The following is a 25497-nucleotide window of genomic DNA, read 5'->3' as shown; positions in this document are numbered from 1 at the left end:
CCATAGCGACACCAGCACCGTCAGACATTTTGCTACGTTGCGTCCCACTCAATTATCCCTGTCAATTATGTTGTTTTAGATCAACAACAAGCCGGGTATGTGGTTAACCACAATAGAGTACCCCCCGTCACGATTTTTACACTGTAAATCATCAAGATTCTTTATTCATCACACGCAAACCAACGGCGTGACCAATGTTTCGTTGTTGCATCGTGACGGGAGAAAATATGGACAGTAGTAAACGGCAGTTTCTCCAGCAACTGGGCGTCCTGACCGCTGGCGCATCACTGGTACCCTTGGCTCAGGCGCAATTTCCCTTCTCGCCTGAACGCCATGAAGGCTCACTTCAGCATCGCTACGCCATGCTGGTTGACCTGCGACGCTGTATCGGCTGCCAGGCCTGTACTGTCAGTTGCGCCATTGAAAACCAGACGCCGCAGGGTGAATTTCGCACCCTCGTTAACCAGTACCAGGTGCAGATTGAAGGTCAGCAGAGCGTCACCAACGTCCTGCTGCCGCGGCTGTGCAACCATTGTGATAATCCTCCCTGCGTGCCCGTTTGCCCGGTACAGGCTACCTTCCAACGCGAAGACGGCATTGTGGTGGTCGACAACACGCGCTGCGTGGGCTGCGCCTACTGCGTGCAGGCCTGCCCTTATGATGCGCGGTTCATCAACCATGAAACACAAACCGCCGATAAATGTACCTTTTGCGTTCATCGCCTCGAAGCTGGCCTGCTCCCGGCCTGCGTGGAATCCTGCGTCGGCGGCGCGCGCATCATAGGCGATATCAAAGATCCGCACAGCCGGATTTCTCAAATGCTGCGTGAACACCATGACGCCATCAAAGTCCTGAAACCGGAAAACGGGACATCACCGCACGTGTTCTATCTGGGTCTGGACGAAGCGTTTGTAACCCCGTTGATGGGACGTGCTCAACCCGCTCTCTGGCAGGAGGTTTAAATGAACCATTCACTGGTTATTGAAGAGGTTCTGGCCCATCCCCAGGACGTAAGCTGGTTACCCTGGGCCGTACAATATTTCTTTTTCATCGGCATTGCCGCCTGCGCCGCGCTGTTCGCCTGCGTGCTTCACTGGCGTAAACAAGAGATGCCGGAACTGGAAAACCTGACGCTGTTAATCGCCCTGACCTGCGCGATTACCGCGCCGCTGGCGCTGACCGCTGACTTACACCAAACCGCCCGCGTCTGGCATTTCTACGCCTGGCCGACGCCGTGGTCCTGGATGCCCTGGGGCGCGCTGTTTTTACCGCTCTTTACCGGCTTCTTAGGTCTGTGGTTTCTGGCGCAGCATGTTAAACGGTTAACGCTTAAAAGTTACAGCGTCACTAAGTGGCTGGCGATAGGTAGCGCCTTGTCAGCCATCGGGTTGCTGGTATACACCGGCCGCGAAGTGTCGGTAGTGCAGGCGCGTCCCGTCTGGTTCAGCTACGCCTTTCCGGTTGCGATGTTCCTCAGCGCGCTGCAAACGTTTCTCGCCCTGCTCATCGCCGCGACAAAACGCGAGGGAACATTGACTCGCAAACTGGCGTGGGGGCAGACAGTCACCCTGATAGTACTGGCTTTGGTCGTGGTGATATGGATGAGCGGCAACACGCTTTCCGGTTCGGCTATTCGCCAATGGCTGAACGTTGCCCCATTAGCACGACACTACGCTATCGGTTGGGTTACGCTATGGCTTGTTTCGCTTGTCCTGTGCGGGCTGGTGCTCCGTAACCCCTTATCGCTGCCGCTGCGCATATTACTTGCATTTAGCGCGATGGCGCTGTGCTGGCTGATGCGCTGGACGTTACTTATCCAGGTGCAGACCGTACCGAAATTTAACGCGCTGTTTAATCCTTACACCCTGCCCGGTGGTACCGATGGCTGGCTGGCCATTGTGGGCACCTTCGGCCTGTGGATAGCACTGATCATTATTGTTCGTGAAGCCCTGAACGCGATCGCAAGGAGAATGCAACATGGCTAATTTAACCCGTCGTCAGTGGCTTAAAGTAGGCCTTGCCGTAGGTGGCATGGTGACTTTTGGCCTGAGTTATCGGGATGTGGCAAAGCGCGCGATAGACGGTTTGCTGGACGGCTCCTCGGGCAAAATTACCCGAGACCGCATCTTTGGTAACGCCCTCATCCCCGAAGCCAATGCCCAGCCGCGCTGGCAGCAGAACCCGCAGCAGGTTATCTCCATGACACAGTGCTTCGGCTGCTGGACGCAGTGTGGCGTGCGGGTGCGCGTTGACAGCGAACAAGGCAAGGTGTTGCGCATTGCGGGCAACCCCTATCACCCATTGTCTCACGAGCACCATATTGACGCCTCCGTCCCCTTTGCCACCGCAATGGAACAACTGGCGGGCGAAACGGGTCTTGACGCTCGTTCCACGGCCTGCGCCCGTGGCGCAACCTTACTTGAAGGTTTATACAGCCCGTTACGCATTCTCCAGCCCATGAAACGTGTCGGCAAACGCGGTGAGGGAAAATGGCAGAGCATCAGCTTTGAACAGCTGATCAAAGAGGTGGTGGAAGGCGGCGACTTGTTTGGTGAAGGCCACGTTGACGGCTTGCGGGCAATCCATGACACCAACACACCGCTTGATGCCAGGCATCCCGGCTTTGGCCCTAAATCCAATCAACTGCTGGTCACCAATACCAGCGATGAAGGACGTGATACATTTTTGCGCCGCTTTGCATTAAATAGTTTTGGCAGTAAAAACTTCGGCGCTCATGGCGCTTACTGTGGTCTGGCATACCGGGCCGGTTCCGGTGCGTTAATGGGCGATCTGGATAAAAATACCCATGTGAAGCCCGACTGGGACAATGTCAAATTCGCGCTATTTATGGGAACGTCTCCGGCGCAATCCGGTAACCCGTTTAAGCGCCAGGCTCGCCAACTGGCCAGCGCCCGTTTACGCGACGACTTCCGTTACGTGGTGGTGGCACCGGCCCTGCCATTGACCACGGTGCAGGCTGACAATCGCGGCCACTGGCAGCCTGTACGTCCGGGAAGTGACTCCGCGCTGGCGATGGGGATGATCCGTTGGATTATCGAAAAACAGCGTTATAACGCCGATTATCTCACCATTCCCGGCGTACAGGCCATGCAGCAGGCCGGAGAAAAAAGTTGGACTAACGCCACGCATCTGGTGATTACCGATGAGCTTCCAACCCTTGCCGGACAGCATTTAACCCTCGCGCACCTGAGTGCAAACGCCGCCCAGGAGCCGGTGGTCATTAACGAGGCCGGCGAAATTGTCGCCGCCAGCAGTTGCCCACGCGCGCAGCTGTTCGTCACCCGCCAGGTCACGCTGGCAGACGGTCAGACGGTGACGGTAAAAAGCAGCTTCCAGTGTCTGAAAGAGTCCGCCGGGAAACTAACGCTGACGCAGTACAGCCAGCAATGCGGCGTGTCTGAAGCTGACATTGGCGCCCTGGCCGACGCGTTTACCCGCCATGGCCGCCAGGCAGCGGTGATTACGCACGGTGGAATGATGGCAGGCAATGGATTTTATAACGCCTGGGCGGTGATGATGCTCAATGCGCTGATTGGCAATCTCAGTCTTGAAGGCGGCGTATTTGTCGGCGGCGGCAAGTTCAATGGCGCCACCGACGGTCCGCGCTATAACATGGACAGCTTCGCCGGGAAGGTAAAACCAAAAGGATTAAGCATCGCGCGCAGTAAAACTGCTTATGAGTCTTCCGAAGAGTATCGCAATAAGGTGGCCGCCGGACAATCGCCCTTCCCGGCCAAAGCCCCGTGGTATCCGTTTGTCGCAGGCCAGCTTACCGAACTCCTCGTCTCGGCGCTGGAAGGCTACCCTTATCCACTGAAAGCCTGGATCTCCAACATGACTAACCCGTTCTACGGCATCGCAGGGTTGCGCGGCGTGGCGGAAGAAAAGCTCAAGGATCCTGCGCGTCTGCCGCTGTTTATCGCTATTGACGCCTTTATGAACGAAACCACGGCGCTGGCTGATTACATCGTGCCGGATACCCACAACTTCGAAAGTTGGGGATTCAGCGCCCCGTGGGCCGGCGTTGCCAGTAAAGCCACCACCGCGCGTTGGCCGGTAGTGACAGCGGCAACCAGCAGTACCGCTGATGGTCAACCCGCCTCGATGGAATCTTTCTGTATCGCAGTGGCAAAACGTATCGGGCTCCCCGGATTTGGTGACAATGCGATTACCGATCCGCAGGGCAATCACTATCCGTTGAATCGTGCGGAAGATTACTACCTGCGACTCGCCGCCAATATTGCGTTTATGGGCAAAGCACCGGTCGCTGAAGCGCAACCGGAAGACCTGGCGCTGACTGGGGTACAGCGGATCGTGCCTGTGATGACCCAAACGCTGAAAGCCGATGAAATCAGCCGGGTGGCATTTATCTACTCCCGCGGTGGGCGTTTTGCGCCGGACAACAGCGGGCGGGTTGAGAATCGGATAGGCAATGCGTGGGAAAAACCGCTACAAATCTGGAATGCGGACGTCGCCGCGCACCGCCATGCAATTACCGGCGAGCGCTACAGCGGCTGCCCGGCCTGGTATCCTTCACGCCTGTCAGATGGGCGTGCGGTCGAGGAGTTGTTCCCGGAACAAGAGTGGCCGCTGAAACTGATTTCTTTTAAATCCAATACCATGTCCAGCGCCACGGCGGTGATCCCACGTTTGCATCATCTGAAGCCGGTTAATCTGGTGGCGCTTAATCCGCAGGATGGTCAACGATATGGTTTAGCGCACGGCGATATGGTGCGTATCACCACGCCTGGCGGTCAGGCGCAGGCGCAGATAAGCCTGCTTAATGGCGTGATGCCGGGCGTGATCGCCATTGAACACGGTTATGGGCATAAAGAAATGGGCGCGGCGCAGCATACGCTCGACGGCAAGCCGATGGCGTTTGACGCACAAATAAGGTCGGGGATTAATCTCAACGATTTGGGCTTTGCGGATCCTACCCGGCAGGTAGCCAATACCTGGCTTGACTGGGTGTCAGGTGCAGCGGTGCGCCAGGGGTTGCCAGCGAGGATTGAGCGAGTGAAACTCTAGCGCCGGATGGCCACGCCAACGCGTTTTATCCGGCCTACAGAACATCGTAGGCCGGATAAGGTAACGCCAGCGGATCAGTTATTTACCGGGATCACCGCACCTTTATATTTGGTGCGGATCCAGTCCTGGATCTCTTTTGAGTGCAGGACATCAACCAGCGCCACGATATCTTTTTTCTTCTCGTCGCCACGATGCACGGTAATGATGTTGGCATACGGGTTGTTTTCACCACTTTCGACAGCGATAGGATCTTTCACCGGATCCAGCCCGGCGTCGATGGCGTAGTTGGCGTTAATCACCACCGCATCGCCTTCGTCGTTGTTATACATCTGCGGTAACAGCGCGGCTTCCACGTTAGGCAGGAACTTCAGTTTTTTCGGGTTCTCGACGATATCGCTAATGCGCGCGGTGACTTTATCCACGCCCGGCTTCAGCTTGATTACGCCCTCTTTTTCGAAAATCGACAGAATACGGCCTTCCTCAGATACCGCATCGCGCATGATGACCTTGCCGCCTTCCGGCAGATCTTTAAGCGATTTCACTTTTTTCGAATAGATCCCAATTGGCTCGATGTGAATCGCTCCGGCACTGACGAAATCATAGGTTTTATCGCCCGCATGATCTTTAATCACGCTGTTCAGGTACGGAATATGCTGGAAGTAGTTAGCGTCAATCTCACGGCCAGCCAGCGCGGTGTTGGGCAGAATGTAATCCTGGAACGGTTTAATCTCTAAATCGATCCCCTGCTTCGCCAGAATAGGCTTAGCCTGCTCAAGGATCTCCGCGTGCGGCACGTTAGAGGCGCCAACGGTCAGAGTATCTGCCCAGGAGGCAAAGCTCAGGGCGCTTAAGGTTGCTGCGGCGAGTAACGTCAGTGATTTTTTCATGATAATGGTTTCCGTATTTTATTAGCGTTTATCTAACAGAGAGGTGATCACATCGCCGCAAAGCTGGATGATGAAGACAATGAGCAAAATCGTCACCGTCGCCACCAGCGTGACGTCGCTGTGGTTGCGCTGGAATCCTTCCAGATAGGCCAAATTCCCTAAACCACCGGCGCCAATCACCCCTGCCATCGCGCTGTAGCTGACCAGCGCAATCAGCGTCACGGTGATCCCGGACACCAGGGCAGGAGAGGATTCCGGCAGTAAAACCCGAAAAATAAGCGTGCTTAGCCGTGCGCCCATCGAACGCGTCGCCTCAATAACGCCTTTGTCGACTTCACGCAGGGCAATTTCGACCAGACGCGCATAAAACGGTGCCGCCCCTACGATCAGCGCAGGCAACGCGGCATTAGCGCCGAGAATGGTGCCAACCATCGCTTTGGTAAACGGGATCAGCAGCACGATCAGAATGATGAACGGGATGGAACGAAAGATATTCACCACCAGCGAAATAACGCTATACACCGCGCGATTGTGAAACAGTCCGCCGCGTGCGGTCAGGAACAGCGCCAGACCAAGTGCAACGCCCAGGACAAAGGTCGCCGCGCCAGAAAGGACCGTCATGTAGAGCGTTTCCTGGGTTGCTGCCAGCAGTTGTTCCCACTTCAGATGAGGAAACAGTTCTTCAGCCATGGTTGATTACCTCGCCTTCAATGTCGCTCTGGCGCAGATCGGCCAAAATATTGTTCAATTGTTCCTCAGAGGCCACAACGTGCACCCAAAGCTGACCAAACACGCCGTGCGCGGTTTGCGTCATCTTGCCGTGTAAAATGTTAAACGGCAGGCCATAGCGCAGGGTCAATTCGCCAACCACCGGCCGATGCGTACGTTGCCCGGTAAACGTTAGCTTGATCACCACACCGCCCAGCTCGCGGGCCAACTGTGGGTTAAACTCGTCTTCCTCGGTGTACTGACTCACCTGACGAACAAACTGTCGGGTGATCGGCTGCTGCGGATGGGTAAAGACGTTGAGCACGTCGCCTTCCTCAACGACCCTGCCGTTTTCCATTACCGCGACGCGATCGCAGATTTTGCGTACCACGTGCATTTCATGCGTGATCAGCACAATGGTTAATTTGAAGCGGCGATTAATATCGAGCAGCAAATCGAGGATCTGATCGGTAGTTTGCGGATCCAGCGCCGAAGTGGCTTCGTCACACAGCAGAACGTCAGGATTGTTCGCCAGCGCACGGGCAATTCCTACCCGCTGTTTTTGCCCACCGCTAAGCTGGGACGGATACGCATTTTCACGACCGCTCAGCCCCACCAGCGAAATCAGTTCAGCAACTCGCGCTTTAATTGATGCTTTTGGCGCTCCAGCAATTTGCATAGAGAACGCAATATTTTCACTAACCGTTCGTGACCACAGCAAATTGAAGTGTTGAAACACCATGCTGATTTTCAGTCGCGCCTGACGTAACGCTTCCCCACGGGCGGCAGAGATATCGTGGCCGTTAATCGTTACGCTGCCTGAAGTCGGTTTTTCCAGACCATTAAGTAAGCGTATTAAGGTGCTTTTCCCCGCCCCGCTGTAACCAATAATTCCGTAAATCTGTCCCTGTTCAACCGTCAGGTTGACGTTATCGACAGCGGTAATGGCAAGCCGACCTGGTGTAAACACTTTCGAAATATTTTTCAGGACAATCATGTCGTTTAGGTATCCGCTGCTGCTTATTGTTCTGCTGCTAGCGCTTTTGGCTGTTTAGCAGTATGGATGTCCAAACGAGTGTAATCAGTGAGATTGGCTTTTAAAATGAATTAAAACGCATTTGATATAACTTTTAGAAATATGTCGGTTTGATCGGCGTTATACACAAAAAGTCAGGGATTGGGATGTAATGCTTGTCAGTTAAGCATTATTGAGAACATATGATTTCGGCTCAGGGTTCCGTTCACCTCAGTGGTATCAATTCTATGAGGCTCAGATACCCGTGAACGCGCAAGGGAGGCTCATCGATTTTCAGCCGGACCGGGGTCATCGCTGCAACGCACTGACTTCCAGTTAACTCTGTTTTGCTGTTCAGATAAAAAACGCAGGTGGTCAGGTGTGGGCTGGTCCGGCTGAAAATTGCCGACGTGTTTCCGTAAGGCCGGGAGAACCCGCAGGGATGCGGGTTCAGGGCGCGTTTTGCAGGGACGCTACCTCGCGCCCGGCCCGGTAGCCTGGAGGAATAAACGGAGGGGACCGCGGAGCGGCAATTTTCCTGCCGGGAGCCGGGATTGTTAAGGGTACGGCGATAGTACCCTTAACACGTTCGCAGGAATCGGTGTTTCAGAGAAACGATGAACATGAGGTGAACGGAACCCTTTCTCTGCGATGGGATGTTCATTACCTCCGCCAACACATGTTGATGCTTTCTGAAACTAAGGTGTTAGCTGAACGGGATTGGGATGACAATTACACCTTGTTGCGCAACAAATGCTGCTGCGAACAACCTCTTTATCCATACCTGGAAACAAATTAATGAATATTTTCTGTAAAACTGCACAGAAGTGTTTTGAAACGCTGTTTCCATTTTCCTTTTTGATAATTTTCAGCGTATAATGCGCGCCAATTGTCTCTTGAATGGTTTCAGCACATTGACCTGTAAAACTCAACGACTACAAAACTCACCATCCCGTTGGGCTGAAACACAAGCACACATTCCTCTGCACGCTCTTTCGATGTCACCTATCCTTAGTGCGAGGCATCACAACTTTCGTAACTCAGGTTTAGCTTCCCGTCCGTGCGCGGCGGGAGCCAGATTTCCATATCCTTCTCAACTTAAAGACTAAGACTGTCATGAAAAAGACGAAAATTGTTTGCACCATCGGTCCGAAAACCGAATCCGAAGAGATGTTAACCAAAATGCTGGACGCGGGCATGAACGTCATGCGTCTGAACTTCTCCCACGGGGACTATGAAGAACACGGTCAGCGCATCAAGAATTTGCGCAACGTCATGAGCAAAACCGGCAAGAAAGCCGCAATCCTGCTCGACACCAAAGGTCCGGAAATCCGTACCATCAAACTGGAAGGCGGTAACGACGTTTCCCTGAAAGCGGGCCAAACCTTCACCTTCACCACCGACAAATCTGTCGTCGGCAACAACGAAATCGTTGCTGTTACTTATGAAGGCTTCACTAAAGATCTGTCCGTCGGCAATACCGTTCTGGTTGACGATGGTCTGATCGGCATGGAAGTTACCGCTATCGAAGGTAACAAAGTTATCTGTAAAGTGCTGAACAACGGCGATCTGGGCGAAAACAAAGGCGTTAACCTGCCGGGCGTTTCCATCGCGCTGCCAGCACTGGCTGAAAAAGACAAACAGGACCTGATCTTCGGTTGCGAGCAAGGCGTTGACTTCGTTGCAGCATCCTTTATCCGTAAACGTTCTGACGTCGTTGAAATCCGTGAGCACCTGAAAGCGCACGGCGGCGAAAACATCCAGATCATCTCCAAAATCGAAAACCAGGAAGGCCTGAACAACTTCGACGAAATCCTCGAAGCATCTGACGGTATCATGGTTGCTCGTGGCGACATGGGCGTTGAGATCCCGGTTGAAGAAGTTATCTTCGCGCAGAAGATGATCATCGAAAAATGTATCCGTGCACGTAAAGTCGTTATCACTGCGACCCAGATGCTGGACTCCATGATCAAAAACCCGCGTCCGACCCGCGCTGAAGCCGGTGACGTAGCGAACGCCATCCTCGACGGTACCGATGCAGTAATGCTGTCTGGCGAGTCTGCAAAAGGTAAATACCCGCTGGAAGCCGTCACCATCATGGCAACCATCTGTGAGCGTACCGACCGCGTGATGACCAGCCGTCTGGACTTCAACAACGACAGCCGCAAACTGCGCATCACCGAAGCCGTTTGCCGTGGCGCGGTTGAAACTGCAGAAAAACTGGATGCTCCGCTGATCGTTGTAGCAACCCAGGGCGGTAAATCTGCTCGCGCAGTACGTAAATACTTCCCGGATGCCACCATCCTGGCGCTGACCACCAACGAAACTACCGCGCGTCAGCTGGTGCTGAGCAAAGGCGTTGTTGCACAGGTAGTTAAAGAAATCAGCTCTACCGATGATTTCTATCGTCTGGGTAAAGAAGTCGCTCTGGAAAGCGGTCTGGCTCAGAAAGGTGACGTTGTGGTGATGGTTTCCGGTGCACTGGTTCCGAGCGGCACGACCAACACGGCATCCGTTCACGTACTGTAATAATTCCAACGCGAATTAATTTGCTTAAAAAAGCGCCCTGGTGGCGCTTTTTTTATTTTATCGATAGCTACAATTAATAAAAAATCAAATCGGATTTCACTATCTAATCCGTGATTATCTAAGATGAATCCGATGGAAGCTTTCTGTTTTCACTCGGGTTTTTAGCCGTTTTTGCACAATTCGATGCTTCTTTGAGCGAACGATCAAAAATAAGTGCATTCCCATCAAAAAAATATTCTCAACATAAAAAACTTTGTGTAATACTTGTAACGCTACATGGAGATTAACTCAATCTAGAGGGTATTAATAATGAATCGTACTAAACTGGTACTGGGCGCGGTAATCCTGGGTTCTACTCTGCTGGCAGGTTGCTCCAGCAACGCTAAAATCGATCAGCTGTCTTCTGACGTTCAGACTCTGAACGCTAAAGTTGACCAGCTGAGCAACGACGTGAACGCAATGCGTTCCGACGTTCAGGCTGCTAAAGATGACGCAGCTCGCGCTAACCAGCGTCTGGACAACGCAGCTACTAAATACCGCAAGTAATAGTATCTGTGTAATAAAAATGGCGCACATTGTGCGCCATTTTTTTTGCTCTGAATTTCCCTTCCCTGTTATTGCGTAGCACGCACCTCTGCATCCTCTCCCGGCACGCCATTCTGTGCAGACTTCACTTCCGCGCCATTGCTTACGACCGACGCTTGCCCGGCCGTTACGGTGACCGGATAGCCGGCACGACGATACAAGGCTCTTTCCACCAAACTATTATCCACGGCTTTATTGTCTTTAAACTGGGTAAAACCGGCTGGCAGCACATACGGCATGGTCTGGACGTTTTGCTCCTCCTCCGGCGACAGCGGTCGATGCACCTCGACATAGCGCATTCCGTTCGGCTCTATCGAATATTTTATCGGCTCATTAATCACCCGAACCGGCGTTCCTGTCCGGACCTGAGCAAACAGTGCTTTGATGTCCGGCGCGTTCATGCGAATACACCCAGAACTTACGCGCAGTCCCACGCTGTCCGGTGCACTGGTGCCATGGATCAGATATTCACCATTTCCATGTGCCAGACGCAGTGCAAAGCGTCCTAACGGGTTATTTGGCCCGGCAGGTACTACCGGCGGTAATGTTATGCCGCGCTCCAAAGAGCGTTTACGGATGCCTGCTGTAGGGGTCCAGGTCGGATTCGGGATTTTCTGCCCAACCCGGGTTTCCATTACCGGCGTTTCCAGCCCCTGCAAACCGATACCAATTGGGAAAACCTGAACAATATTCTCTCCCGGCGGGAAGTAATACAGACGCAGTTCCGCCAGATTCACAATAATGCCTTCTCGGGGTGCATCCGGTAGCAGTAATTGCGAGGGAATAGTAATCAGCGTTCCGGGTTTAGGTACGGGGGCAATAGTATTATTGGCTTCAAGGATCAGCATTGCGGCGGTATCAAACTTACGGGCAATCGCCTGTAGGTTTTTATCGCCTTCCTGCACGGTGTAGGTTTGATTTTGCCCAACAAGACGGCTGTTCGCCTGAGGCAAAGGATAATCGACCGCCCATGCGGCCTGAATAGCGCTGTAAGCGCCGATTAGCATTAACGTAATAACAGACGCGCGTTTCATACTCACCCCCCTGGCGTTCCTGCCGGACGGCGTCGAGCGCCCGATCCGGCCTACGAGTCACTGCGTTGCACTACCTCACTCTTTCACGTCGAGCTGAAATTGACGTGTTTTATCAGTTTAGCTAAGAGTTGCGGCTTTGGTGCGAATAGCCCGAATCATCGCCTCCAGCCCTTGTGAACGAGACGGTGTGAGATGCTGTGCGAGCGCCATTTTTTCAAACCACGGACGCACATCAAAATTCACAATATCCTGGGCCGTCATGCGGTCATATAAAATGAATACGACAGCGATAAGCCCTTTCACAATTGCCGCATCGCTGTCGCCTTGTAATTCAATAATTCCTTCAGCATTCTGACGCATGACAATCCATACCTGACTTTGACAGCCCTGGATGCTATTTTCCGTATTACGATCGTCGTCGTTTAATTCCGGCAAACGCTGACCCAGTTCAATAATGTACAGGTATTTCTCTTCCCAATTAGCGCAACGCAGAAAATTACGCAACAACTTTTCTTTATCCGGCAGCGCAGCCATAACGCCTCCCTGTTATCCCAGTAAGTGATGAATACGCTTGAGGCCCGTTACCAGGCGATCCACTTCTTCGTGGGTGTTGTACATGGCAATCGACGCCCGGCACATCGCAGGAACGTTATAGTGGGCCATCAGCGGCATAGCGCAGTGATGCCCTGTCCGCACGGCGATGCCATAGTTATCAAGAAAACTCCCGACATCATAGGCATGATGTTTGCCGAGGTTAAACGCAATCACCCCCAGACGGTTATCCGGCCCGTAGAGCGTTAAATCCGGCACATCCGCCAGCTGTTCCAGCGCATAGCGCATCAGGAATTGTTCATATTCGCTGATTTCAGTAAGCCCCAGCGCGGAAACATATTCAATAGCCGCGCCGAGTCCAATAATTCCCCCGGTGTTTGGCGTTCCGGCTTCAAACCGCCAGGGGGCTTTGGCCCACGTCGTCCCCTGGCTCAGGCTCACCGTCGCAATCATCGACCCACCGCCTTCCCACGGCGGCATCTCCTGCAGCAACGACTCTCTGGCATACAGAACGCCAATACCGGTTGGCCCGTAGAGCTTGTGCCCAGAGAAAACATAGAAGTCGCAATCCAGCGCCTGCACATCAACCTGATGATGCATAACTGCCTGTGCGCCATCCACCAGCACTTTCGCGCCGTATTGATGCGCCAGCTCAATCATCTCAACCAATGGGTTTTCCGTGCCCAGCACGTTAGACACATGGGTAATCGCCAGCAGTTTCGTGCGATCGTCAAACAGCGTCGGCAGCGTTTCCAGTTGCAACGTACCCTCTGTATTGAGCGGAATAACGCGCAGTTCTGCACCTACGCGGGCGCACAACATCTGCCAGGGCACAATATTGGCGTGGTGCTCCATTTCGCTGATGATAATGTTATCGCCCGCCCGCACATTGCTGCCGCCCCAGCTGTTAGCTACCAGGTTGATACCTTCCGTTGTGCCGCGAACAAACACCAGTTCTTCAGCTGAACGGGCATTGATAAACAGCGAGGCGAGCTTGCGCACATTCTCCATTTTTTCCGTGGCCTGCGCGCTCAGCGTATGGATCCCGCGGTGGACCGCGGCATAGCCGTGACGGTAAAACTCGGCTTCGGCATCAATCACCTGGTTAGGCTTTTGCGCACTGGCGGCGCTATCCAGATACGCCAACGGTAAACCGTTCACTTCACGCGTCAGGACCGGAAAATCAGCCCGCACTTTTTCAATGGGAAATGTCATGCTACGCCTCCCGGCAAGCGTTGGGCGATCCGTGCCAGGACCTGTTGTTTCAGCGTTTCCTCGCCCAGGGCTTCCGTCAGCTCAGCGGCAAACGCATAGAGAATCATTTGTTGGGCATCCTGCTGGCCGATCCCGCGCGAACGCAGATAGAACATCTGCTCGTCGTCGATCCGCCCTACCGTCGCCCCGTGGCTGCATTTCACGTCGTCGGCATAAATTTCAAGCTGCGGTTTGGTATCTACTTCCGCCAGTTTTCCGAGCAGCAAATTATTGTTGGTCATCTGACCGTCGGTTTTAATGGCGTGCTGAGCGACGTTGATCAGGCCATTGAATACCGCCCGCCCCTTATCGCTGACAATCGTTTTATGCAGTTGTCGACTGTTGCAATATCCCTTGTTGTGCGCAAGCCAGGTGCGGGTATCGCAGACTTCATTTTTCACCGGCATCGCCAGGCTGTTAAGCCGAAGCGTGGTGTTTTCGCCGTTAAGCTGGGTGCTGGTGTTATGGCGCAACACCGCATCACCGAGTAAAAAGCTGTGGCTGGCGGCCGTGGCATCAGCGCCCAACTGAATATCATTATGCGCGAAGTGGTGGCTGAGCGGATTCTCAAACGCCAGTTTGATGTGACGCAAGTGTGCGTTTGCCGCGACGTTCATCGTTAATCGTGCACCGGTAAAATGGCGATATTCGCTGAGGCTGACATAGTGTTCAATGACGGTGGCTTCTGCGCCTTCTGCCAGATCCAGATGGTGGCGATAGTGCGCCGTGTTCACCTCATCACCCGCCAGCCCCTGGGTAATGTGCAGCAGCAGCAACGGTTTTGCCGGTCGCTGGTTACGCTTCACCTGAATGTGCGTTACGCTGCGGGAGAGGCTTTCGGTCAGGTGCAGAAAGACTTCCGGTTGGATAGCCGCCGGTAGCGACTGGCGCACATCATCAACGGTAATGTTAAACCCGCTACCTTCCACGCTGTCGCTGAGCGTTGGACAGAATTGCCCGTCAACAAACACCAGGCGGACAGCATCAATAGCCGGCGCTAACGCTTCACACTGGGCGGACGTTATCTCAGTGACATGACTGACAAACTGGCTGTTGGTTAATCCTTCCAGCGGTGTGTATTTCCAGTCCTCATGCTTACGCGTTGGCAGTCCCAGACGCAGCATCTGCTGCAGGTGCTGATGGGCATGGTGCGAGCGCGTCTCCCCTTGCGTTTCAAACAGATGATGCCACTGTTGCAGCACGTTACTGCTGTTCGCTAAGCCAGCCATAACCTTGCTCCTCCAGTTGTTTGACCAGCGTGAAATCACCGGATTTCACAATTCGCCCCTGGTAGAGAACGTGCACATAATCGGGTTTGATGTAATCCAGGATGCGCTGATAGTGGGTGACGATAATGAATGAACGTTGCCCGTCGCGCAGCGAGTTCACGCCATCCGCAACGACTTTCAGCGCGTCGATATCCAGCCCGGAGTCCGACTCATCAAGAATGCACAGCTGAGGTTCCAGCACCGCCATTTGCAAAATGTCATTACGCTTTTTCTCGCCACCTGAGAAACCAACGTTGACCGAACGCGTTAGCAAATCTTCCGGCATCTTCAATAACGCGATTTTCTCTTCCATCAGATCCTGGAAGTCAAACCTGTCCAGAGACTCTTCGCCACGGTAGCTGCGCACCGCATTCAGTGCCGTTTGCAGGAAAAACTGATTACTGACGCCGGGGATTTCTACCGGATACTGAAATGCCATAAAGATCCCTTCACCGGCCCGGTCTTCGGGTGACAGTTCCAGTAAATCCTTACCGTTAAATTCTACCGTCCCGCCGGTGACTTCGTAGTCATCGCGCCCGGCGAGCGTTGCGGAAAGCGTACTTTTCCCGGAACCGTTCGGCCCCATAATGGCGTGTACCTCTCCGGGGCCAATATCCAGGCTCAGCCCACGCAGGATCGCCTTATCTTCCACACTGACCTGTAAATCTTTAATGCTTAACATGTGCTTTCCTTAAATTTTAACCGACGCTGTGTTCAAGACTTATGGCGAGAAGTTTTTGCGCTTCAACGGCAAATTCCAGCGGCAGTTCAGAGAACACGTCTTTACAGAAACCATTGACGATCATCGAAATGGCATCCTCTTCGCTGATGCCGCGCTGCAAACAGTAAAACAGCTGGTCTTCACCAATGCGCGAGGTCGTGGCTTCATGCTCAAGCTGGGCGCTATTGTTACGACACTCCACATACGGGAAGGTGTGCGCTCCACAATCCGCGCCAATCAGCATCGAGTCGCATTGGGTATAGTTGCGGGCGTTGGTTGCGGTCGGCATGATCTTCACTAAGCCGCGATAGCTGTTTTGACTGTGTCCCGCAGAGATCCCTTTCGAGATAATGGTCGATTTGGTGTTCTTGCCGATGTGGATCATCTTGGTGCCGGTATCGGCCTGCTGATAACCACTGGTCAGCGCGACGGAGTAGAATTCGCCGATAGAGTTGTCGCCGCGCAGAATACAGCTTGGGTATTTCCAGGTAATGGCCGAGCCGGTTTCCGACTGCGTCCACGACATTTTGCTGTTTTCGCCTTCGCACAGAGCGCGCTTGGTGACGAAGTTCAAAATGCCGCCGGTGTTACCATCACCAGGGAACCAGTTTTGTACCGTCGAGTATTTCACTTCGGCATCTTTGTGGATGATGACTTCTACCACCGCGGCATGCAGTTGGTAGCTATCGCGTACCGGGGCTGAACAGCCTTCGATATAGCTGACGTAACTGCCCTCATCCGCAACCAGAATGGTGCGTTCAAACTGACCGGTTTTTTCCGCATTTATACGGAAATAGGTCGACAGTTCCATTGGGCAACGCACACCTTTCGGGACATAAATAAACGTGCCGTCGGAGGCCACCGCCGCATTTAGCGCCGCAAAGAAATTGTCATTACCCGGGACAACCGTACCCAGATATTGTTTTACCAGCTCAGGGTGATCGTGAATCGCCTCACCAAACGAACAGAAAATAATGCCCTGTTCCGCCAGTTTATCGCGATAAGTTGTCGCCACCGACACCGAGTCAAAAATGGCATCAACCGCCACCTCTTTGCCTTCGCGGACCGGCACGCCAAGCTGCTCGAATGCGTCCTCAACTTCTTTACTTAAAAACGCATTTGCCCCCGTTTGCTGCACCGCGCCCGGCTCAGACGCGCAGGTTTCATCGCAATTACCGCAGGACGGCGCGGAGTAATAACTGTACTCCTGGTAGTTCAGCTTATCGTAATGCGCTTTTAGCCAGTGCGGCTCTTCCATGGTTAGCCACGCTTTAAAGGCATTCAGGCGAAATTCCAGCATCCAGTCGGGTTCATTACGTTTTGCCGAAATCGCGCGCACGACATCTTCGTTGATCCCTTTCGCCAGCTCATCGGTTTGTAGATGGGTGAAGAAGCCCTCTTTGTAATTAAGGTGCCCGCCAGCCCAGGTGTTGACATCGTCAGTTGCTTCAGTATTACGAGACATAGTACCGCCTATACCCCAAAACTTTCGCCACAGCCGCATTCGTTCTGGGCTTTCGGGTTATGAAATTTAAATAGCTGATTTAATCCTTCGCGCACGAAATCAACTTCTGTGCCGTCGATAAACGGCATCGCCTGTAACGGTACATAAAGTCTGGCCCCCTCCGTTTCAAACAGCAGATCGTCTTTTTCCGCCTGGCGAACGGTGTCCAGCACGTAGCCAAATCCCGCGCATCCCGTTTGCTTCACGCCTAAACGCACGCCTAACATGTCGGGTTGCTTTGCCACCAGCTCGCGGATGTGCGCCGCAGCCGCTGGCGTTAACGTCAGACCACGCCAGGCAAAATCGTCCGGGTTAAATGTTCCTGAATGCAATTCCATAGGGTTACCTCGAGTCACTAGCTTTCAAGCTATAACAACATGTTAGTGATAATGATTATCACTTCAACCCCTCAACAGCAGGGGCATTCGGGTTAATCGCCCTTTTTGCCCCCTTTTACTAAGCATAGACCCTGCTGCGTGGGTTAACAGGGATGGATTTTTTTGTTCAATGCATTGATTAATAATGGATTTTAACAATTGAATCGTACAGACAGGTCAAAGACTAAAAGATGTATAGATAATGTCTATTTAAGTGATAAGTTTTAAAAATTTAATGAAATCATACGACTATTGTATAATCATTCTCTTAATCTCTTCTTGTTATAGACAAAAACGGACTAGTTAATCCTCTAAATTGCGCCCCAGTGCGTTTTTGCCCCCCAAACTTCACCCTTTTTCATGCGCCCTCTGCGCGTGATTTATCCCAAACACCACAACACCTTCCGAACAAAATCGACAGTACGGTTTGCGCGTCTACTTTTAAGATCCTGCTTGATAGCATTACAAAGACTTTCTCAATATCAGAATTAAGAAATATATTTCGCTTCAAAATCTCACTATTCTTATATGTGCATCATTACTATTCATTTTTAATTCTAAGCTTTTTATTCCTCTCATAAATATCAATAAAACATAATAAAAATGTATGACATTTATTGCCTTGCGTATTCATGCGTCATGTCGTTTATTACAGTTACCTTGCGTATGTGAAATGGAGTTTTAAATGGCTATACCTGCGTATTTGTGGTTAAAAGATGATGGAGGAGCAGACATCAAGGGTTCTGTAGATGTTCGCGACCGTGTGGGGAGCATTGAGATCTTAGGGTTTAGTCATGGCCTGCACCTCCCTACCGACAACAACACAGGGAAAATAACAGGAACACGAGTACACACCGCTCTTATATTTGAAAAGGAGTTTGATAGCTCCAGTCCATATTTTTACAAAGCAGTAGCCACTGGACAAACCCTTAAAGAGGCCGAATTTAAATGGTACAAAATCAATGATGCAGGACAGGAAGTTGAATACTTCAATATGCTACTCGAAACAGTGAAGGTGGTTTCAATTTGTCCTCTAATGCATGACGTGAAAAACGCAGCCACTGAAAAACACAATCACCTTGAAAGTATTGCTCTTAGATATGAACGAATAACCTGGAAACACTGCGACGGGAATATAATATTTTCTGATTCCTGGAGTGAACGGTGATTCGTTGCACATTTCATTTAAACGGTGGGCAGCTATCAAGTCTTAGCTGCCCCGGAGTTGGCTTCTTCCCTGCATATTCAGGTAACAGTGGGGAGCATAGAAACAACCCTGAATCGATAGCAATTAAGGATATCGGGCCGCTTCCTCCCGGTAAATACTATATTGTTTCGCGTCCGAAAGGCGGGATTTTCAGCGCAATTAAAGATTATACTGCGTCAGAGATTAGCGGTTCAGACCGCGATATCTGGTTCGGATTATTCAGAGAGGATGAAAAATTAGATGACGTTACGTTCTATAACAAGGTCAGCCGTGGGTATTTCAGATTGCACCCTGCGGGGTATACTGGCGTCAGTAATGGCTGCATAACTCTTCCCAGCAGAGCTCATTACAACATACTCCGGGAAGCACTTTTAAGCACTCCACAAATGCTGGTTACCCCCAGTCTTCGTGCATACGGCACTATTCAGGTGTATTAATGAAACATATTAAAAAAGTCATCACATGGTATTTATTTGCAATATCTTGGGTTTGTTTTTTTCTATTTATTTTCAAATATTTACCTGAAAATAAATTATTTGATTTAATCTATCCCGATGTGAAAGAGATGGACCCCAGCGTCTGGGACAATACACACATGACCATTATCTTTATGGGCGCATTATTATTGAACGGAATTTTTATATTGTTCATGTCAATGATAATGGAAAGATGCAAAAATTAAATGAAAATGCTGAACAGTGGGACTTCAGTCCCACTGTTTTCAGTATCGAACCTACCCCACTGCCAATTTAGGCGAGTTCACATTCCACAACCCAATTGGCTGGCAACAAGGTCATCTAGTCAGTATGCGTCGTTGATAGCCAGTTGCCTACAGCACTGTCCTCAATCGCAAGGCTGGTAAAAAAAATTCTTTAGATTTAGATATATACTCATTTTACAGAATTAATATCTATTTAGAGAGACGTAGGAATGACGGGAGGGAAAAAATTCAAATTATGAACAAACAACAAAAAACCCTTAAGGCTGCTTGCTGGCAGGCTTAAGGGTTCCGGCCCCATCCGGCGCTTATCTCCGGCACTCACGATGGCTTAGCTCTTGAAGGGGCGATAAGAATAATCTCACTTCCGGATATGTTTTGTTTAACACAAATTGCGATTTGACTATTTTATAAGCGTATTCAATCAATTATTAGGCGCTGTTTTTCACTGAGCGCGTCCAGCAACAGGCGCAGTCCTGCAGGCTGATGCTCCCGCGAAAGATATAAACCATAAATTGGCAGGCTTTTTGGTTGAAGCTCGGGCAAGAGTCTAACCAGCTTTCCCTGTGCCAGCCCTTCCCGCGCCTCCAGTTCCGGCACCAGCGCAATGCCCGTTCCCGCCAACGCCGACTCACAGAGCAACGAAGAGATCCCGGCGCTCAAATTGCCTTTAATCGCAACAGCGGCAGCCCGCCCCTGGGCATCCAGAAAGTGCCAGGATTTTCCGGCAAACCCGCTGTAGTAGAGACAATTATGCTGCGTAAGGTCGTCGATAGTCTCAGGAGTGCCATGTTGATGCAGGTACTCTACAGACGCGCACAGTACCGATTTACAGTCGCCAAGGCGACGGGCAATAGTTCCAGGTTCAGGGTTTTCCGTTATACGGATCGCCACATCAATGCGTTCTCCAACGAGGCTTACCGGTTGATTATTGATCTCCACCTCGATACGCAGTTGCGGATACTTCGTCAGAAACGCGGGCAGTACCGGCGCTAAAATATGCATAGCTGTAAAATGCGCACAGGCCACACGTAGCGTGCCAGAGGGAGTTTGCGCGGCGCTGGCGGCACCAATATCCAGCGAAAGCTGCGCCAGAGAACGCGTTTTCACTAATGCCTCTTCACCCGCTGGCGTGATTGTCAGACGGCGCGACGAGCGATGGATAAGCCTTGCACCCGCCCATTTCTCCATCTCGTCGAGGTAACGACTGACCATCGGACGGGAAAGCCCCAGCGCACGCGCGGCGGCGCTCAGACTGCCCAAATCACAGATATGGTTGAATACCGTTGCCGCCATCACTCTGTCCATTGCATCCCATCCGATCGTTTTATGAAACTCAGCATGTCCTAATAAGGGAATTCTAACAGATCCGAATTTCCTTAAAATACAGGAACTATCAAAAGACAATTTCCTGCACAAGGATACCTGGCATGAAAGTTAAAACGCTGGCCCTGCTGTTACCTCTGTTCGCCTCTTCATCCTTTGCCGCGACGCTACAGCTGGACGTCTACAATCCACAGGACAAGGCTATTTTCCCGGTCTCTTCAACGCTGGTTTCAGGACCGAAAGAAGCAATATTGTTTGACGCTCAGTTCAGTACTAAAGATGGTGAACAGCTGGTGCAGATGATTCGCGCCAGCGGTAAAACGCTAAAGGCCATCGTGATCACCTCCGGCGATCCGGATTTCTATTTCGGACTGCAGCCTATCGTCAAAGCCTTCCCACAGGTAAAAGTCCTGGCAACACCGCACGTAGTAGACCATATCCGTGCCACCAAAGAGGCCAAACTGCAATTCTGGGGTCCGCAAATGAAGGATGGCGCGCCAACATCGCTCACCGTTCCGCAGGCGACAACGCAAACGCATTTCACAGTTGATGGTGAAACGCTGGAGCTGCGCCACCCTAATGATTATGCAGCCTATGTCTGGATCCCGGCGAACCGTGCCATTATTGGCGGTACCGGCGTGGCGTCTGGTATACACGTCTGGACGGCGGATACGCAATCTGCAGAACAGCGTAGCGCGTGGCGTAGCGTACTGAGCGAAATGCAGAAGTTACAACCCACCCAGGTGGTCCCGGGGCATTACATCGGCGAACGCCCTGTGGGCGATAAAGCGATTCGCTTCACACAGGACTATCTGCAATCGTTTGAGCAGGCGTTAGGGGCGAAGAAAGGTTCGGATTATGTGATTAAAACCATCACCGCGGCATGGCCAGGTCTTGCAGACGCAAGTTCTCTGGAGCTAAGTGCGAAGGTTAATACTGGTGAGATGAAGTGGTGATTGAGATTTAACGCAAAAAATAACCCCGAACGCGTGTCGGGGTTTCATTACGATAAGCATACCGGAATCAATGAACGCCCATGCGCCAGGCAAAATAGATCTCTTCTTTAAGTTCAGTCGAAGAAAGCGTCAATAAATCCGCGAACTCCAGCTCTAACTGTTTCAGTCTTTTCAGGTACTGAGCTGGTGAAAGATCGGTTTTATCACGACGTAAAAACTCTATTGCCAGTTGGGCCGGGTCTAATTGGGTAGACATATCATCCTCGCTTGTGTTCAAAACCTGCACAGTATAACACCATTCCCTGTGCAGATAATGACCAAAAGCAATATGCATCACAAAATTGCTGTTGTCAGACGCGACGTGCAGCACAATCGTCCCTGCTCATCGAAGATTTCGATTTGCCATACCTGATGACGGGAGCCGGTATGCACCGCGCGACATACCCCTCTGACGCGCCCTTCCCGCGCCGAGCGAATATGGTTGGCGTTGACCTCCAGGCCCACCACTTTCTGCTCACCCTGAGTACACAGATAACCAGCCACCGAACCAATGCTCTCAGCCAGCACCACGGACGCGCCGCCGTGCAGCAAACCAAATGGTTGTTTAGTACGGTGGTCTACCGGCATTGTGGCTTCCAGCGTGTCATCGCCAATGTGCACAAAACGAATATCAAGCAGCCCAACCATATTTCCTTCACCCATGGCGTTGAGCGCTTCGAGTGTGACTTCACGTTTCCAGATCATCCTATAATCTCCAGCAGTGCCTGTAATGGATGGCGAACGCCCGTGCCTTCAACGCGTTTAACCTGACTGCGACAGGAGTATCCGGTAGCCAGACAACGGTTACGCGGCAATCGTTGCATTGCCTGGTGCCATGATAGCTCATAGATCCCCAGTGAGTTCTGATGATTCTTCACTTCGTGGCCATAGGTGCCCGCCATACCACAGCACCCTACGCTGATGTTCTCCAGCTTCGCGCCAAAGCGGGCAAAAATAGCCGCCCACTGAGCAGGCGCGCCCGGCAGGGCCGTCACTTCGGTACAGTGTCCAAAGAAGTACCACGGTTCACCGCCCACAGCGACTGGCGGCTGTGACTCCACAACTGTCGATAACCATTCGTTGGCGAGTAACACATGGAAATCGCCCCGATGTTCCCCGAGCGCCAGTTTGTATTCATCGCGATAGCAAAGCACCAGCGCCGGATCGACACCCACCATCGGAATATTCAGCTTCGCCACCCGATTGAGAAACTCAGATGTTTTCTTTGCGGTTTTAGCAAAACGGTTTAAAAAGCCCTTAATATGCTGGGCCTTGCCGTTTGGCGAGAACGGCAGCAGTACCGGCTGCAAACCCAGCTTTTCAACCAGACGTATAAAATCAGCCACCACCTGTGCATCGTAATAGCTGGTGAACGGATCCTGCACTACCAGCACCGTACGGGCTTTTTGCTCAAGGCTGAGTAATTCGAGCTGTTCCAGCGTCATATTGGCGGAACGATGGCCAACCAACTGACGTTGAAGCGACGGCGCAGACAGCAGCGGTAAGTCGACCATGCCGATGTGCTTTTTAGCCAGATTACGCACCAGCGGCTGGTTGATGAAGAAGTTAAACGCGTTGGGCGCCCGCGCCATTAACGGCGCATAACTCTCAACGGTCGCCACCATGTGATCGCGCAACGGCCGCAGATAACGCGTGTGATACAACTGCAGGAAGCGTGAGCGGAACTCCGGCACATCGATTTTAATCGGGCACTGTGTGGAGCAGGCTTTACACGCCAGACAACCCGACATTGCCTCTTTCACTTCGTGCGAGAAATCGTATTCACCTTTGCGCGCATGCCAGCTGTTGCGGGTACGGGCAATCAGCGTACGTAAACTGGCACGTTTTTCCGGTAGCTCTTTTTCCAGCTGTAGCGGGTCAATCCCGCGATCTGCCAACAGACGCAGCCATTCACGCACCAGCGTAGCTCGCCCTTTCGGTGAATGGATGCGGTTGAGGCTGATTTTCATCGACGGACACATCGGGCTTTTCGCATCAAAGTTAAAGCATAACCCGTTGCCGTTACACTCCATCGCCCCACGCCACTCCTGGCGTACGGCCAGCGGGATCTGACGGTCATACGTTCCGCGCTTCACCGCGTCCACTTTCATCATCGGCGCATCAACATCTTCCGGTGGACAGATTTTGCCAGGATTGAGCCGGTTTTGCGGATCAAACACCGATTTCACTTTACGCAGTTCGCGATACAGTTCCTCACCGAAGAACGCCGGGCTATATTCTGCACGAAAACCTTTCCCGTGCTCACCCCACAGCAGACCGCCATATTTTGCCGTCAGCGCGACAACATCGTCAGAAATGCGTTTCATCAGCACTTCCTGCTGCGGGTCGCACATATCCAGCGCCGGTCTGACGTGCAGCACGCCTGCATCCACGTGACCAAACATGCCGTAACTCAGGCCGTGGCTATCGAGCAGCGCACGGAACTCGGCAATATAGTCAGCCAGATGTTCCGGTGGAACGCAGGTATCTTCAGCAAACGGAATCGGCTTCGCGGCCCCTTTCGCATTCCCCAGCAGACCGACGGCTTTTTTACGCATCGCGTAAATGCGCTCGACGCCCGCCAGCTCAGTACATAGCTGCCAGCCTATAACGCCCGCTTCCTGACGCGCGATTAAGCCATCCAGCCGTTCGCACAGTGCGCTGACTTGCGAATCAATCAATGCTTCATCGTCACCGGCAAACTCCACAATATTCAGACCCAGCATCTCTTTATCCGCCACATCGGTAATCAATTCACTTACCGAGTGCCAGACAATATCTTCCCGTGCCAGGTTAAGCACTTTGGAGTCGACGGTTTCTACCGACAGCGCGCGCGCTTCCACCATCACCGGGGCATTACGCAATGCCGAGTCGAAAGAGTCGTACTTAACGTTAACCAGTTGTCTGACTTTGGGTAGCGGCGTGATATCGAGACGGGCTTCGGTGATAAACGCCAGCGTACCTTCAGAGCCAGTAAGAATGCGGGTTAAATCAAATTCGGTCATCTCATCGTTAAAGACGTGCCGCAGATCGTAACCAGTCAGGAAGCGATTAAGTTTCGGGAATTTATCAATGATCAGCTGTCGGTTGTCGCGGCAACGCTCATAAACCGTCTTGTAGATGCGGCCAATAGTGGTGTTGCTATTACCCAGCGTTTGGGCAAGTTCGACCGGCATTGGCTGGGTATCAAGAATATCGCCGCCCATCAGCACCGCGCGGATACCCAGCACGTGATCGGAGGTTTTACCGTAAACCAACGAGCCTTGTCCGGATGCGTCGGTATTGATCATCCCACCCAGCGTTGCCCGGTTACTGGTGGATAACTCGGGGGCAAAGAAATAGCCGTAAGGCTTCAGAAACTGGTTGAGCTGGTCTTTTATCACCCCGGCTTCGACCCGCACCCAACCTTCCTGCGCATTGATTTCAATGATGCGGCTCATGTAGCGGGACATATCAACAATAATGCCCTGATTCAGCGCCTGACCGTTGGTCCCGGTGCCGCCGCCACGTGGGGTAAAAATCAACGAAGAGAAAAGAGGTTCCGCCGCCAGACGAGCGATGAGCGCCACATCTGCGGTTGAACGAGGGAATACGACAGCATCGGGAAGCAGCTGATAAATACTGTTATCCGTCGACATTGTCAGACGATCGGCATAGCTCGTTGCCGTATCGCCCGTAAATCCTTGCTGCTCCAGTGCCTGCAAAAAATTGAGCACCAGTTGAACGACACCTGGCGCCTGAGAAATTTGTGGAATCATTATAGTGACC

General features: G+C 52.2%; 23 protein-coding genes. 9 read left to right on the top strand and 14 right to left on the bottom strand.

Annotated elements, in window-relative coordinates; genetic code table 11:
• The first annotated feature begins 227 nt into the window (after window positions 1–227).
• From ttrB to ttrA, 3 genes are read left to right on the top strand one after another with little or no spacing between them, the layout of a single operon-like run.
• Complete coding sequence (gene ttrB / locus BZK42_RS02980) at window positions 228–962, top strand: tetrathionate reductase subunit TtrB (RefSeq protein WP_019076686.1); 735 nt, start codon at window positions 228–230, stop codon at window positions 960–962.
• The gene (gene ttrC, locus BZK42_RS02975) at window positions 963–1985 is read left to right on the top strand and encodes a tetrathionate reductase subunit TtrC (protein WP_080858725.1); all 1023 of its coding nucleotides are present in this window, start codon (window positions 963–965) and stop codon (window positions 1983–1985) included.
• Window positions 1978–5049 carry a tetrathionate reductase subunit TtrA gene (ttrA, locus tag BZK42_RS02970; RefSeq protein WP_080858724.1) on the top strand — a complete coding sequence of 1024 codons (3072 nt, stop codon included), beginning with the start codon at window positions 1978–1980 and terminating at the stop codon, window positions 5047–5049. The genes ttrC and ttrA overlap by 8 nt, the downstream gene beginning before the upstream one ends.
• A 74-nt stretch (window positions 5050–5123) precedes the next feature.
• On the opposite strand, the gene BZK42_RS02965 is transcribed toward ttrA, so the two are convergent.
• Genes BZK42_RS02965 through BZK42_RS02955 form a run of 3 tightly spaced genes read right to left on the bottom strand, consistent with a single transcriptional unit; the run spans window position 5124 to window position 7641 of the window.
• A complete protein-coding gene (locus BZK42_RS02965) occupies window positions 5124–5936 on the bottom strand; it encodes a MetQ/NlpA family ABC transporter substrate-binding protein (RefSeq protein WP_003029358.1) in 813 nt (270 codons plus the stop codon).
• 21 nt (window positions 5937–5957) lie between these two features.
• Window positions 5958–6626 (bottom strand): methionine ABC transporter permease, encoded by a 669-nt coding sequence (locus BZK42_RS02960; RefSeq protein WP_016152914.1) that lies wholly within the window; start codon window positions 6624–6626, stop codon window positions 5958–5960.
• Window positions 6619–7641 carry a methionine ABC transporter ATP-binding protein gene (locus tag BZK42_RS02955; RefSeq protein WP_080858723.1) on the bottom strand — a complete coding sequence of 341 codons (1023 nt, stop codon included), beginning with the start codon at window positions 7639–7641 and terminating at the stop codon, window positions 6619–6621. The genes BZK42_RS02960 and BZK42_RS02955 overlap by 8 nt, the downstream gene beginning before the upstream one ends.
• A gap of 896 nt (window positions 7642–8537) precedes the next feature.
• Between BZK42_RS02955 and ynhH the strand changes: the two genes are divergently transcribed.
• The 3 genes from ynhH (at window position 8538) to lpp (ending at window position 10734) form a co-directional block, all read left to right on the top strand.
• Window positions 8538–8768: a protein YnhH gene (gene ynhH, locus BZK42_RS29610; protein WP_419095934.1), complete on the top strand. Its 231-nt coding sequence runs from the start codon at window positions 8538–8540 to the stop codon at window positions 8766–8768.
• A gap of 7 nt (window positions 8769–8775) precedes the next feature.
• Entirely contained in the window at window positions 8776–10188 is a 1413-nt protein-coding gene (gene pykF / locus BZK42_RS02940; protein ID WP_016152912.1) for a pyruvate kinase PykF, read from the top strand.
• Between the two features lie 309 nt (window positions 10189–10497).
• Window positions 10498–10734, top strand: coding sequence for a murein lipoprotein Lpp (gene lpp / locus BZK42_RS02935; RefSeq protein WP_003029373.1), 237 nt, complete (start codon window positions 10498–10500; stop codon window positions 10732–10734).
• Between the two features lie 68 nt (window positions 10735–10802).
• On the opposite strand, the gene ldtE is transcribed toward lpp, so the two are convergent.
• The 7 genes from ldtE to sufA all read right to left on the bottom strand — a co-directional run bounded on the left by ldtE (window position 10803) and on the right by sufA (window position 17444).
• Window positions 10803–11807 (bottom strand): L,D-transpeptidase LdtE, encoded by a 1005-nt coding sequence (gene ldtE, locus BZK42_RS02930; protein ID WP_016152911.1) that lies wholly within the window; start codon window positions 11805–11807, stop codon window positions 10803–10805.
• Window positions 11808–11924: 117 nt separating this feature from the next.
• Window positions 11925–12341, bottom strand: a complete 417-nt coding sequence (gene sufE, locus BZK42_RS02925; protein WP_016152910.1) for a cysteine desulfuration protein SufE — start codon at window positions 12339–12341, stop codon at window positions 11925–11927.
• A gap of 12 nt (window positions 12342–12353) precedes the next feature.
• Window positions 12354–13574 carry a cysteine desulfurase SufS gene (gene sufS / locus BZK42_RS02920; protein ID WP_080858722.1) on the bottom strand — a complete coding sequence of 407 codons (1221 nt, stop codon included), beginning with the start codon at window positions 13572–13574 and terminating at the stop codon, window positions 12354–12356.
• Complete coding sequence (sufD, locus tag BZK42_RS02915) at window positions 13571–14842, bottom strand: Fe-S cluster assembly protein SufD (RefSeq protein WP_016156369.1); 1272 nt, start codon at window positions 14840–14842, stop codon at window positions 13571–13573. The genes sufS and sufD overlap by 4 nt, the downstream gene beginning before the upstream one ends.
• Entirely contained in the window at window positions 14817–15563 is a 747-nt protein-coding gene (gene sufC / locus BZK42_RS02910) for a Fe-S cluster assembly ATPase SufC (protein WP_019076682.1), read from the bottom strand. Before sufC ends, sufD begins: the two co-directional genes overlap by 26 nt.
• 16 nt (window positions 15564–15579) lie before the next feature.
• Complete coding sequence (sufB, locus tag BZK42_RS02905) at window positions 15580–17067, bottom strand: Fe-S cluster assembly protein SufB (RefSeq protein ID WP_016152906.1); 1488 nt, start codon at window positions 17065–17067, stop codon at window positions 15580–15582.
• A gap of 8 nt (window positions 17068–17075) precedes the next feature.
• Window positions 17076–17444, bottom strand: coding sequence for a Fe-S cluster assembly scaffold SufA (sufA, locus tag BZK42_RS02900; protein WP_016152905.1), 369 nt, complete (start codon window positions 17442–17444; stop codon window positions 17076–17078).
• Window positions 17445–18168: 724 nt separating this feature from the next.
• Here sufA and BZK42_RS02895 point away from each other — a divergent pair.
• Entirely contained in the window at window positions 18169–18651 is a 483-nt protein-coding gene (locus BZK42_RS02895; protein WP_016156368.1) for an Hcp family type VI secretion system effector, read from the top strand.
• Window positions 18648–19127 (top strand): DUF2778 domain-containing protein, encoded by a 480-nt coding sequence (locus BZK42_RS02890; protein WP_016156367.1) that lies wholly within the window; start codon window positions 18648–18650, stop codon window positions 19125–19127. The genes BZK42_RS02895 and BZK42_RS02890 overlap by 4 nt, the downstream gene beginning before the upstream one ends.
• A 701-nt stretch (window positions 19128–19828) precedes the next feature.
• Here the strand turns inward: BZK42_RS02890 and BZK42_RS02880 are convergent.
• Window positions 19829–20716 carry a LysR family transcriptional regulator gene (locus BZK42_RS02880; protein WP_016156365.1) on the bottom strand — a complete coding sequence of 296 codons (888 nt, stop codon included), beginning with the start codon at window positions 20714–20716 and terminating at the stop codon, window positions 19829–19831.
• Between the two features lie 122 nt (window positions 20717–20838).
• On the opposite strand from BZK42_RS02880, the gene BZK42_RS02875 reads away from it, so the two are divergent.
• Window positions 20839–21690 carry a Vmh family MBL fold metallo-hydrolase gene (locus BZK42_RS02875; protein WP_049040477.1) on the top strand — a complete coding sequence of 284 codons (852 nt, stop codon included), beginning with the start codon at window positions 20839–20841 and terminating at the stop codon, window positions 21688–21690.
• Window positions 21691–21757: 67 nt separating this feature from the next.
• Here the strand turns inward: BZK42_RS02875 and BZK42_RS02870 are convergent, their stop codons facing one another.
• From BZK42_RS02870 to ydiJ, 3 genes are all read right to left on the bottom strand, one after another.
• Complete coding sequence (locus BZK42_RS02870; RefSeq protein ID WP_029139522.1) at window positions 21758–21946, bottom strand: YdiH family protein; 189 nt, start codon at window positions 21944–21946, stop codon at window positions 21758–21760.
• A gap of 77 nt (window positions 21947–22023) precedes the next feature.
• Entirely contained in the window at window positions 22024–22434 is a 411-nt protein-coding gene (gene menI, locus BZK42_RS02865) for a 1,4-dihydroxy-2-naphthoyl-CoA hydrolase (protein ID WP_016152900.1), read from the bottom strand.
• Window positions 22431–25487, bottom strand: a complete 3057-nt coding sequence (gene ydiJ, locus BZK42_RS02860; protein WP_049040476.1) for a D-2-hydroxyglutarate dehydrogenase YdiJ — start codon at window positions 25485–25487, stop codon at window positions 22431–22433. The genes menI and ydiJ overlap by 4 nt, the downstream gene beginning before the upstream one ends.
• Between the last annotated feature and the right edge of the window lie 10 nt (window positions 25488–25497).

The sequence above is a fragment of the Citrobacter braakii genome, from assembly GCF_002075345.1.
Classification (GTDB): Bacteria; Pseudomonadota; Gammaproteobacteria; order Enterobacterales; family Enterobacteriaceae; genus Citrobacter; species Citrobacter braakii.
The sequence above is the reverse complement of the archived record's forward strand: the minus strand, read 5'-3'. Positions and strand labels throughout refer to the sequence as shown.